Origin of the sequence: Sphingopyxis sp. Root1497 (assembly GCF_001427085.1) — a bacterium.
Lineage (GTDB): Bacteria > Pseudomonadota > Alphaproteobacteria > Sphingomonadales > Sphingomonadaceae > Sphingopyxis.
Genome location: NZ_LMGF01000003.1, coordinates 774,986 through 785,673 on the forward strand (window position 1 = coordinate 774,986; position 10,688 = coordinate 785,673).

Consider the following 10,688-nt stretch of genomic DNA (forward strand, 5'->3'; position numbering starts at 1 on the left):
CTTGGGGGAGGGGCATAGGTTCCTTACGCGTCTTCGGCGAGCTTCGCGGCCTTGGCGACCGCTTCGTCGATGCCGCCGACCATGTAGAAGGCCGCTTCGGGCAGATGGTCATATTCGCCATCGACCACCGCCTTGAACGACTTCACCGTGTCTTCGATCGCCACGAACTTGCCGGGGATGTTGGTGAAGACTTCGGCGACGTGGAACGGCTGCGACAGGAAGCGCTGGATCTTGCGCGCGCGGGCGACGACCAGCTTATCTTCTTCGCTGAGCTCGTCCATGCCGAGAATCGCGATGATGTCTTGAAGCGACTTATACTTCTGCAGCGTTTCCTGAACGCGGCGAGCGGTTTCGTAATGCTCCTGGCCGACGATCGCGGCGGTCAGCACGCGGCTGGTCGAATCGAGCGGATCGACCGCCGGATAGATGCCGAGTTCCGAAATCGCGCGATTGAGCGTCGTCGTCGCGTCCAAGTGAGCGAACGAGGTTGCCGGGGCAGGGTCGGTCAAGTCATCCGCGGGAACGTAGATGGCCTGCACCGAGGTGATCGAGCCCTTGTTGGTCGAGGTGATGCGTTCCTGCAGCGCGCCCATGTCGGTCGACAGCGTCGGCTGATAACCCACGGCCGACGGAATACGGCCGAGCAGCGCCGACACTTCCGAACCCGCCTGGGTAAAGCGGAAGATGTTGTCGACGAAGAACAGCACGTCCTGGCCTTCCTGGTCGCGGAAATATTCGGCGATCGTCAGGCCCGAGAGCGCGACGCGCGCGCGGGCGCCCGGGGGTTCGTTCATCTGGCCGAACACCAGCGCAACCTTCGATCCTTCGGGGGTCGGGTTGCCGTCGGCGTCCTTGGCGATAACGCCGGCGTCGAGGAATTCGTGGTACAGATCGTTGCCTTCGCGCGTGCGTTCACCGACGCCCGCGAACACCGACGTACCACCATGGCCCTTGGCGATGTTGTTGATCAGTTCCTGGATGAGCACGGTCTTGCCGACGCCCGCGCCGCCGAACAGGCCGATCTTGCCGCCCTTTGCATAAGGCGCGATCAGGTCGATGACCTTGATGCCGGTGACGAGGATGCTGCTTTCGGTCGACTGATCGACGAATTCCGGGGCCTTGGCGTGGATCGGCGCGCGCGTGGCTGCGTTGACCGGGCCGCGTTCGTCGATCGGCTCGCCGATGACGTTGAGGATGCGGCCGAGCGTCTGCGGGCCGACGGGAACGGTGATCTGCGCGCCGGTGTCGGTCACGGGCTGGCCGCGGGTCAGGCCGTCGGTTGCGTCCATCGCGATGGTGCGGACGGTGTTTTCGCCGAGGTGCTGCGCGACTTCGAGGACGAGGCGGTTGCCGTTGTTCTCGGTTTCGAGCGCGTTCAGAATCGCGGGCAGGGTGCCGGTGAACTGGACGTCGACGACGGCGCCGATGACCTGGGCGATGCGGCCCGTCGCGGTTCCGGTGCTCGCGGCCTTGGGAGCGGCCGCCTTCTTCGGCGCAGCAGCCTTGGGCGCGGCGGCCTTTTTGGCGGGAGCCTTCTTTTCAGCGGGTGCGGTAGCCATGGTCTTCTTCCTTGGGTTGATCGATTAGAGCGCTTCGGCGCCCGCGATGATTTCGATAAGTTCGGTGGTGATCGCCGCCTGACGCGTGCGGTTGTAGATGATCGTCAGCTTGTTGATCAGGTCGCCCGCGTTGCGCGTCGCATTGTCCATCGCGGTCATCGACGCGCCCTGTTCGGACGCAGCGTTTTCAAGCAGACCCTTGAAGATCTGGATCGTGATGTTGCGCGGCAGCAGGTCGGCGAGGATCGCTTCCTCGTCGGGTTCATATTCGACCGCCGCGCCGCTCGATGCCGGAACGTCGACCGGGGCGGGAACGGGGATCAGCTGCTGGCCGGTCGCTTCCTGAAGCAGGGCCGAGCGGAACTTCGAATAGAAGACATGCGCGACATCGAACGCGCCGGCTTCATAAAGTTCCATCACCTTCGCCGAAATCTCGTGCGCCTGATCGAAGCCGATGTCGCGTATGCCGGTGGTTTCGTAATTCTCGATGACCTGGCCGGGGAACAGGCGGTTAAGCACCGGACGGCCCTTGCGGCCGATCAGGTAGAAGAGGACCTTCTTGCCCTGTGCCTGCAGGTCTAGCGCCTTGTCGCGCGCCGCCTTGACGATGTTCGAGTTGAACGCGCCGGCGAGGCCGCGGTCGCTGTTGAGTACGACGAGCAGATGGGTGTCGCTCTTGCCCGTGCCGGCGAGAAGTTTGGGCGCGCTGTCCGACACGCCAACCTTCGACGCCAGGCTGGCGACGACGCCTTCGAGGCGCGTCGCATAGGGACGCGCGGCTTCGGCGGCCGCCTGCGCCTTGCGCAGCTTGGCCGCCGCGACCATTTTCTTGGCCTTGGTGATCTTCTGGGTCGATTTGACCGAGTTGATCCGCCCTTTGAGTTCTTTCAGGTTTGCCATGAAGGCCCCTATATTTCGTCACCCCGGCCAAAGCCGGGAGGACGGAAACCTTTTAAGCGAAAATCTTGGCGAACGCTTCGAGCGCGGCAACCAGGCCCTTCTTGGCATCGTCGCCAAGGTCCTTGGTGTCGCGGATCGTCTTGAGCACGCCGGCATGGTCGCTGCGCAGATAGGCGATCATCGCCGCTTCGTAACGCGAGACGTCGGTGGTCGCGACGTTGTCGAGATAGCCGTTGGTGCCGGCGAAGATCGACGCGGTCTGCTCTTCGAACGGCATCGGCTGGAACTGCGGCTGCTTGAGCAGCTGCGTCAGGCGCGCGCCGCGATTGAGCAGCTTCTGCGTCGACGCGTCGAGGTCAGACCCGAACTGCGCGAAGGCTTCCATTTCGCGATACTGCGCCAGCTCGAGCTTGATCGAGCCCGACACCTTCTTCATCGCCTTGGTCTGCGCGGCCGAGCCGACGCGGCTCACCGACAGGCCGACGTTGATCGCCGGGCGGATACCGGCGTTGAACAGGTTGGTTTCGAGGAAGATCTGGCCGTCGGTGATCGAAATCACGTTGGTCGGGATGTACGCCGAAACGTCGCCCGCCTGCGTTTCGATGATCGGCAGCGCGGTGAGCGAACCCGAACCATTGTCGGCGTTCATCTTTGCCGAACGCTCGAGCAGGCGGCTGTGCAGGTAAAACACGTCGCCCGGATAGGCTTCGCGGCCCGGCGGACGGCGCAGCAGCAGCGACATCTGGCGATAGGCGACGGCCTGCTTCGACAGATCGTCATACACGATCACGGCGTGCATGCCGTTGTCGCGGAAATATTCGCCCATCGTGCAGCCGGTGTACGGCGCGAGGAACTGCAGCGGAGCGGGTTCCGACGCGGTCGCGGCGACGACGATCGAATATTCCATCGCGCCATTTTCTTCGAGCTGGCGGACGATCTGCGCGACGGTCGAGCGCTTCTGGCCGATCGCGACATAGATGCAATAGAGCTTCTTGCTCTCGTCATCGCCCGCGTTGGCTTCCTTCTGGTTGATGAAGGTGTCGATCGCGACGGCGGTCTTGCCGGTCTGGCGGTCGCCGATGATCAGTTCGCGCTGGCCGCGGCCGACGGGGACGAGCGCGTCGAGCGCCTTGAGGCCGGTCTGCACGGGTTCGTGAACCGAGGTGCGCGGGATGATGCCCGGCGCCTTGACTTCGACGCGCATGCGCTTCTCGGCCTTGATCGGGCCCTTGCCGTCGATCGGGTTGCCGAGGCCATCGACGACGCGGCCGAGCAGGCCCTTGCCGACGGGAACGTCGACGATCGTGCCGGTGCGCTTGACGGTGTCGCCTTCCTTGATCTCGGCGTCCGAGCCGAAGATCACGATGCCGACATTGTCGGCTTCGAGGTTGAGCGCCATGCCCTGCACGCCGTTGGCGAATTCGACCATTTCACCGGCCTGGACGTTGTCGAGGCCGTGGACGCGGGCGATGCCGTCGCCGACCGACAGAACCTGACCGATTTCGCTGACCGTGGCGTCGGTGCCGAAATTGGCGATCTGGTCCTTGATGACCTTGCTGATTTCAGCGGCGCGGATTTCCATTGTTTAGCCTTTCATCGCCTGTGCGAAGCTATTGAGACGGGTACGGATGCTGCCGTCGATCAGCTGGCTGCCCAGCTGGACGACGAGGCCGCCGAGGATGGCGGGATCGACGGTCGTGACGACGGCGACATCGCGGCCGACACGGGTTTTGAGGTTCGCGGTGAGCTCCTTGAGCTGACCGGCGGAAAGCGGATGCGCGCTGGTGACCTTGGCGGTCACTTCGCCGCGATGGTCGGCGACGATCGCGTCATAGGCGTCGATCATCTTGGGCAGATCGGCGAGACGGCGATTGTCGGCGAGCACGCCGAGGAATTTTGTCGTCAGCGAATCGAGCTTCATCGCCTTGGCGACCGCCGATATCGCATTGGCGGCATCGGTGCGGCCGACGACCGGGCTGGCGATCAGGTCCGACAGGTCGACCGATTCGGCAAGGCCCGCGCGCAGCGTCGCAAGGCTGCCCGCGACCGCGTCGATCGCGTTCGATTCGCGGGCCAGATCGAACAAAGCGACCGCATAACGGCCCGCGAGGCCCGCCGTGATGTTGCCCTGAATGCCGCCGGAATTCTCCACGCGTGAAAGTCCTTTGTTGCTATCCCGTGGGGGGATGGGTCGCGCGGCTTTTGGCGGATATTCGAAGAATACCCCCGCAGCGAAGTCGCGGCGCGCCTAGCAACGATTTTGCTGCAATGCAAGGCGGGGGTTGGACTCATTGCGACCCTCTCGCCGCCCCTCCGGTCGCAAGCTTGTCGAAGAGCCGATCTTTCTTCAAAAGCACCGCCAACAGAGCAGGCTTGTGACAAGCGCGGCACGAACGGAAGAGGAGTGAGTCCATGGGCGAGATGATCCGGATGACGATGGACGATGGTGCCGAGATCGCGGTCTATCACGCCTCGCCCGATGGTGAGCGCCGTGGGGGCCTCGTGCTGATCCAGGAAATCTTCGGGGTTACCGACCATATCCGCGAGCTGTGCGACGAATATGCCGCCGACGGGTACGAGGTGCTCGCCCCAGCGCTGTTCGACCGCGAGCATCCGGGGTTCGAGAGTGACTATTCGGGCGCGCAGTTCGAACGCGCGGTGCAGCTGGCGCGCGAGCTTCACCCCTTCGAGCAGAGCCTGAAGGACGCGCAAACCTGCATCGACGCGCTCAAGGGCAAGGGTCCCGTCTTCATCACCGGTTTTTGCTACGGCGGCTCGGTCGCCTGGCGGATGGCGCAGATCAGCCCCGACCTCGCCGCGGCGTCGGCCTATTATGGCAGCCTCGTCCCGACCCAGTTCGCCGACGATGCCCCGCAATGCGCCACCATCGCGCATTTCGGCCGCTTCGATGCGGGCATCCCGATGGAGGGCGTCGAGGCGCTGATCGCCAAGGACCATCCGACCGCGCAGGTCTTCGTCTATGACGCCAACCACGGCTTCAACAGCGACCGCCGCAAGGATTATCACGAGCCGAGCAGCGAGCAGGCGCGCGAACGCACGCTGATGCTGTTCAAGGCATGCGGCGGGTGAGGCTCGTCTTCCTCCACGGCCCCGCAGCGAGCGGCAAGCTGACCGTGGCGCGCGAGCTTGCCGCTCTGACCGGGCTGCCGCTGTTCCACAACCACCTCGTCGTTGATGCGCTGCTCGCGGTGTTCCCGTTCGGCAGCCCCGGCTTCGTCGAACTGCGCGAGCGGATGTGGCTCGACGTCTTCGCCGCGGCTGCGGCCGAGGATCGCTCGCTGATCTTCACCTTCCACCCCGAGGCGAGCGTCGCGCCCAACTTTCCGCAGCGGGCGGTCGCGCTGGTCGAAGCCGCGGGCGGGCAGGTCGATTTCGTCGCGCTCGACTGTGCGCCCGCGGTGATCGCGGCGCGGGTGGAGGCGCCGGCGCGGCAGGCGTGCGGCAAATTGTCGTCGCTGGCGCTGCTGCGCGAGCTCGAGGCGGCGGGCGCGTTCGATTATCCGCCGCTGCCCGCGCCCGCGATCGCGATCGACACCGGCGCGGTCGCACCGGGCGAGGCTGCGGCGCGAATCCGCACCGCGCTGGCGCTGGACATCGCGTCGGGGTGAAGCTCGCGATCAACCTGCTGCTCTTTTTTCTCGTCTTCGCGCTCGCGGCGACGGCGATCCTTTATACGCAACAGCGTCGGCTGCTCTTTCCCGCGCCCGCCCACTATCCCCTCGATCCGCCGCAGGGCTTTCGCCTCGTCCACACGCGAACCGACGACGGCCTGCGCCTGTCGGCGTTTTATCGCCCCGCCGCGCCGGGGCAGCGCACGATCCTCTTCTTCCACGGCAATGGCGACAGTCTGTCTGGCGCGATTCAGGCGACGCGCGGGCCGGCGGCGAAGGGGGCGGGACTGCTGCTCGCCGAATATCGCGGCTATGGTGGCAATCCGGGGTCGCCGGGCGAGGACGGGCTGTATCGCGACGGCGAGGCGGCGGTGCGCTGGCTCGTCGAAGCGGGCGTGGCGCCGCACGATATTGTCATCGTCGGCAATTCGATCGGGTCGGGGCCGGCGACCGAGATGGCGCTGCGCCACGATGTCGCGGCGCTGATGCTCGTATCGGGATTTTCGGATCTGCCCGCCGTGGTGCGCAGCCAGTTCCCCTTCATCCCCGGCTGGCTGGTGCGCGACCGCTTCGACAATGCCGCGAAGCTGCCGCGCGTAAAGGCGCCGGTCTTTCTGATGCATGGCGACGCCGACACGTTGGTGAAGCCCGACAATCTTGCCCGGCTGCGCGCGGCGCGGCGCGATGCGACCGTCGCACTCGTTGCCGGCGCGGGGCACGAACTTGCCTATGGCGCACCGGCCCAGGCGATCCTGACCGACTGGGTCGATACGCTGCGCTGACCCGCGGCTAACCCGATCGTTACCAGTTCGCGCGATGATCGCCTTTCGGGAGGTGACGATGGCGTTCGCTTTTGCCTTGATGCTGCTCGCGGGTGCCGATTTCGGGCTCGATCCGGCGTGGAAGCCGGTTGCCGATCCGCTCGCCCCGGCGCGCGCCGGAAAGATTCAGTGCCACGATCCCGATCCGGCCGCGCGCACCTGCCGCTTGATGACCTGGTTCGACACGCGCGCCGACGGCGGCGTCGCGGTGCGGCAACTGACCGCGCTCGCCAATGCGCCGACGCTCGCGGCCGAGGCGCGCTTCCGGCTGACCCGCGAGGGCGATGCGCTCTGCGGCGTGGTCGACGACGCTTATATGGCGGGCTTCCGCATCGTCAGCAGCCGGGCGCCGCATGCGCCGGTGAACGACAAACGGCTCATCCTCCTGTATCGCGATGCGCTCGTCGCGACCCTGTGGAAGCGCAAGACCTGCGCTTATGAATATGCTCGCGCCGACGACCCGATGCAGCAGGAGGTCGGCACCGTCGATGGCGAGTTCGCCGGCGAGTTGATGAGCCAATATCTGTGGATCGACCCCGGCGCCGGCTGGCGGCTCAAGGCGCCGGGTTGACCACCGCGCCCTTCGCCAGCTTCTGGCACGAATAGACCAGCCGCTCGTTCGGGCTCGCGGGCAGCACCGAACGGATCGCATCCTGCTGCGTGGCGAGCGCCGCGAGCTGGTCGGGCGCGACGCTGCAGCCCTTGATCTCGACCCCCGCACGCACCTCGCGTGCCTTCGCCATCGTCTCGGCATCAAGAAAATAGCGGTCGACGCGATAGTCGGTCCCGGCGCCGTCGATCGACGCGATCGTTACCGTCGGCTCCTCATTGGGGACCAGGATGCGCTGCCAGCGGCCGTCGCTGCCCTGCGCATATTGGGTGCGGCCGTTGACGCAGCCCGAGGTGCCGATCGCGACGGGAACGTCGGGGGTTTCGGACATGGTGATGCGGCTGCGGTCGGGGCGGATCGTGCAGAGTAGATTGCCCTCGGCGAGCGCGGCGGGGGCAGCCGCGCCGTCGGCCGCCTTCGGATCGGACGGCAGCTCGCCATGCGCGTCGGGGCGCGTCGCGAACAGGATCGCGGCGGCGAGCACCAGCACCCCGCCCGCAGCGCCGGCCATCTTGGCGTTGCGGACATTCTTCTGGCCGTGGAACATTAGCGCCGCCCCCGCCGACAGCGCGCCGATCACGAACAGCACGCCGGCGAGCGCCATGCGATTCTCGCGCGATGCCTGGGCCTCCTCGTCGGCGCGCGTTTCGCGCAGCTGGCGGTCGAGCGCTGCCGCTTCATTCTTCGCCGCATTCGCCTCGGCCTTGGCGCGCGCGTCGGCATCGAGCGCGGCGCGGTCGCGCGCATCGGCCTCGGCGAGCGACAGGCACGGGGTGCCGATGCTGCCGAAGCTCTGGCTCGCGTCGGTCAGGAACCGCGTCAGTTCGCGGTTGGCGATCGCGAAGGAAAAAGGCGAATCGCCGTCGTCAGCGCGCGTCATTGCATTGTTGATGCCGACGATGCGGCCGCACTGGTCGAGCAGCGGCCCGCCCGAATTGCCGCGCGCGATCTTGGCGGTGTGGACGAGCATCGCGACCCCGTCGACGCCCTGGGTGTTCGACAGATTGCCCTCGCTGCGCACCGGGGTGCGCGGGGTGATATAATCGCCGGCGCCCTGCGCCGTCGCCGCGTCGACATTGCCCGGATATCCCAGTGCGACGACATCGGCGCCCGATTCGAACGGTCCCGAATAGATGGCGGCGGCGGGGACGCGCCCCTCGGTGATCTCGATCAGCGCGAGGTCGCGCTTGGTGTCGATCGCGATCAGCTTCGCCGCATAGCTTTTCTGCCCTTCCGACGGGACGACGCCCAGGGCGACATTGTCGGGGTAGCGCGCCGCCGATTCGACGACATGCGCGTTGGTGACGATGCGGGTGGGAGAGATGGCGATGCCGCTGCCATGGCCGAAGCCGACGACCTCGCCGTCGACCATCGCGACGGTGACGACACGCACGACGCTCCGCGACGTGGCGCTGATATCGTCGGCGCGCGCGGGCAGGGTGAGGGACAGAAGGGCGAGCAGCAGCGCAAAGAGGCGGGTCATGCCGCGCAACCTAATCGGGTGGGGCGGGAAGGCAAGCGGGGCTAGATATATGGCCCCCACATCACCATCCACGCGCCGGCGCTGCCGGCAAGGATGATGACGCCGCTCACGGTCAGCAGCGCGGCAACGCCCTTTTTCGCGGCCATTGTGCCATGCGCCCCGGCACGCAGATAGAGTTCGGCGACGGCGAGTGGCAGCAGCGAATTGGCAAAGGCGAGGAAGATGTCGAACGGGCCGTCCATCGCCTTGCCGATCCCCGCGCCGCCGGTCGCGATGCCCCACACCATATAGCCGACGCGCATGAACCACACCGCGCTCGCGACGACGAACAGCCGGATCGCCCAGCGCCGATGTTCGACGAAGCGGCGGGCGCGGGCGCTGCGCCATGCCATCGCGGCAAAGCCGAGGATGAGCAGCGCGTCGAGCGTGATGCCGATGCCGCCGGTCAGCGTCAGCCAGGTGCCGCGTCCCCATGTCATCCACAGCCCGCCGAGCGCGAGCGTCAGCGCGCTCACCAGATAGAGGCGCCCGTTCCAGCGATGAAGGACCGGCCAGCGGCTGCGGATCGCGGGCACCAGCTGGACCAGCCCGCCAAAGGTGATCAGCGCCGCCATCAGCACATGGACCGCGAAGAAGAGGTTGCCCGCGGTGTCGCCCGCGACGAACCCCATGATCAGCGGCTTGCTGTTCCAGGCCGCGAAATCGCCGGACAGCGTCGCCGGATAATAGAAGAGCAGGATGAAGGCAACGAACAGCAGCTGTCCCGCCGCGATCGTCAGGTAGCAGAAGGTCGCGGCGCGGCTGAGCCAGTCGGCGCCGCGTGCCGGTTTGGTGGATGCGAAGGATGCGTCGATGGTCGCCATGCTGCCGACTCCCCTGTTTCGGCAGGGAGAGTGGTGGATCGATGTCGGTGTGTCAATGTTATAATACAGCAATACGGTACATGGGCGAGAATGGTGGGTTTTGTTGGAAAGGCGATGTTCGCCTGTTCCACAACCGTCACCCCGGGCTTGACCCGGGGCCTGCCTGATCTTGAAGAAAAGGCGGGTCCCGGGTCAAGTCCGGGATGACGGAGGAGGGGGCAACGGCGGCAGAAATCCGCCCCAAAACTAACCCCTCCACTCATCCGACGCCCGCTGCGATGTTTGAACGCAAGCATCGGGACGCAGGCTTCGCGGCACGCGGGCATAGGGGTTTTAACGCAGTGAAAGGACCCCCATGACCTATCAGATCACCGGGCTCAGCCCCGATCCCTTCGTGGCCTATTTCGCGATGGACGATGCCGAACTGGCGGTGCACGGCGCCCGCCGCGTCACCGCGGGCGCCGACCGCGGCTTCCCGTGCCGCATCAGCCTGCAGGATGCGCGCGCTGGCGAGGGGCTGATCCTGCTCCACCATGTCAGCCACGATGTCGCGACGCCGTACCGCAGCGCTTATGCCATCTATGTGCGGCCCGGCGTCGAAGCGGCGACTTACGTCGATACCACGCCGCCGGTATTCGAAGGCCGTCCGCTCGCGCTCCGCGCCTTCGACGCGGGCGGCATGCTGCAGGACGCGCGGCTCGCGGGACCGGGCGAGGCCGACGCGGCGATCCGCGACCTGTTGGCGGGCGATGCCATCACCTATATCGACGCGCATAATGCCGCGCACGGCTGCTTCGCCGCGCGGATCGAGAGGAACTGA

General features: G+C 66.3%; 11 protein-coding genes. 5 read left to right on the forward strand and 6 right to left on the reverse strand.

All coding sequences use genetic code 11. The features are described 5' to 3' along the window. Nucleotides 1-23 precede the first annotated feature (23 nt). From atpD to ASD67_RS07075, 4 genes are read right to left on the reverse strand one after another with little or no spacing between them, the layout of a single operon-like run. Nucleotides 24-1,559, reverse strand: a complete 1,536-nt coding sequence (gene atpD, locus ASD67_RS07060; RefSeq protein ID WP_235535600.1) for a F0F1 ATP synthase subunit beta — start codon at nt 1,557-1,559, stop codon at nt 24-26. Between the two features lie 24 nt (nt 1,560-1,583). Next, nucleotides 1,584-2,459 (reverse strand): F0F1 ATP synthase subunit gamma, encoded by an 876-nt coding sequence (locus tag ASD67_RS07065; RefSeq protein ID WP_056345273.1) that lies wholly within the window; start codon nt 2,457-2,459, stop codon nt 1,584-1,586. A gap of 52 nt (nt 2,460-2,511) precedes the next feature. Continuing rightward, nucleotides 2,512-4,041 carry a F0F1 ATP synthase subunit alpha gene (gene atpA, locus ASD67_RS07070; protein WP_056345276.1) on the reverse strand — a complete coding sequence of 510 codons (1,530 nt, stop codon included), beginning with the start codon at nt 4,039-4,041 and terminating at the stop codon, nt 2,512-2,514. Between the two features lie 3 nt (nt 4,042-4,044). After that, complete coding sequence (locus tag ASD67_RS07075) at nt 4,045-4,611, reverse strand: F0F1 ATP synthase subunit delta (protein ID WP_056345278.1); 567 nt, start codon at nt 4,609-4,611, stop codon at nt 4,045-4,047. Between the two features lie 260 nt (nt 4,612-4,871). Between ASD67_RS07075 and ASD67_RS07080 the strand changes: the two genes are divergently transcribed. Genes ASD67_RS07080 through ASD67_RS07095 form a run of 4 tightly spaced genes read left to right on the forward strand, consistent with a single transcriptional unit; the run spans nt 4,872 to nt 7,483 of the window. After that, a complete protein-coding gene (locus ASD67_RS07080) occupies nt 4,872-5,549 on the forward strand; it encodes a dienelactone hydrolase family protein (RefSeq protein ID WP_056345281.1) in 678 nt (225 codons plus the stop codon). Continuing rightward, complete coding sequence (locus tag ASD67_RS07085) at nt 5,546-6,088, forward strand: shikimate kinase (RefSeq protein WP_056347126.1); 543 nt, start codon at nt 5,546-5,548, stop codon at nt 6,086-6,088. Before ASD67_RS07080 ends, ASD67_RS07085 begins: the two co-directional genes overlap by 4 nt. Next, nucleotides 6,085-6,873, forward strand: coding sequence for an alpha/beta hydrolase (locus ASD67_RS07090; protein ID WP_056345284.1), 789 nt, complete (start codon nt 6,085-6,087; stop codon nt 6,871-6,873). The genes ASD67_RS07085 and ASD67_RS07090 overlap by 4 nt, the downstream gene beginning before the upstream one ends. 58 nt (nt 6,874-6,931) lie before the next feature. Continuing rightward, nucleotides 6,932-7,483, forward strand: coding sequence for a hypothetical protein (locus tag ASD67_RS07095; protein ID WP_156377601.1), 552 nt, complete (start codon nt 6,932-6,934; stop codon nt 7,481-7,483). On the opposite strand, the gene ASD67_RS07100 is transcribed toward ASD67_RS07095, so the two are convergent. Then, nucleotides 7,467-9,005 (reverse strand): S1C family serine protease, encoded by a 1,539-nt coding sequence (locus ASD67_RS07100; RefSeq protein ID WP_056345290.1) that lies wholly within the window; start codon nt 9,003-9,005, stop codon nt 7,467-7,469. The two genes, ASD67_RS07095 and ASD67_RS07100, sit on opposite strands and share 17 nt — an antisense overlap. Before the next feature lie 41 nt (nt 9,006-9,046). Next, nucleotides 9,047-9,868: a DUF2306 domain-containing protein gene (locus tag ASD67_RS07105; RefSeq protein ID WP_056345293.1), complete on the reverse strand. Its 822-nt coding sequence runs from the start codon at nt 9,866-9,868 to the stop codon at nt 9,047-9,049. A gap of 355 nt (nt 9,869-10,223) precedes the next feature. On the opposite strand from ASD67_RS07105, the gene ASD67_RS07110 reads away from it, so the two are divergent. After that, on the forward strand, nt 10,224-10,688 hold the full coding sequence (locus ASD67_RS07110) for a DUF1203 domain-containing protein (RefSeq protein WP_056345296.1): 465 nt from the start codon (nt 10,224-10,226) through the stop codon (nt 10,686-10,688).

What these genes read in the sequence shown, in the direction of transcription:
- ASD67_RS07105 (WP_056345293.1), bottom strand. Translation starts at nt 9,868, where the DNA reads ATGGCGACCATCGACGCATCCTTCGCATCCACCAAACCGGCACGCGGC.
- ASD67_RS07080 (WP_056345281.1), top strand. Translation starts at nt 4,872, where the DNA reads ATGGGCGAGATGATCCGGATGACGATGGACGATGGTGCCGAGATCGCG.
- ASD67_RS07095 (WP_156377601.1), top strand. Translation starts at nt 6,932, where the DNA reads ATGGCGTTCGCTTTTGCCTTGATGCTGCTCGCGGGTGCCGATTTCGGG.
- ASD67_RS07110 (WP_056345296.1), top strand. Translation starts at nt 10,224, where the DNA reads ATGACCTATCAGATCACCGGGCTCAGCCCCGATCCCTTCGTGGCCTAT.
- atpD (WP_235535600.1), bottom strand. Translation starts at nt 1,559, where the DNA reads ATGGCTACCGCACCCGCTGAAAAGAAGGCTCCCGCCAAAAAGGCCGCC.
- ASD67_RS07065 (WP_056345273.1), bottom strand. Translation starts at nt 2,459, where the DNA reads ATGGCAAACCTGAAAGAACTCAAAGGGCGGATCAACTCGGTCAAATCG.
- atpA (WP_056345276.1), bottom strand. Translation starts at nt 4,041, where the DNA reads ATGGAAATCCGCGCCGCTGAAATCAGCAAGGTCATCAAGGACCAGATC.
- ASD67_RS07100 (WP_056345290.1), bottom strand. Translation starts at nt 9,005, where the DNA reads ATGACCCGCCTCTTTGCGCTGCTGCTCGCCCTTCTGTCCCTCACCCTG.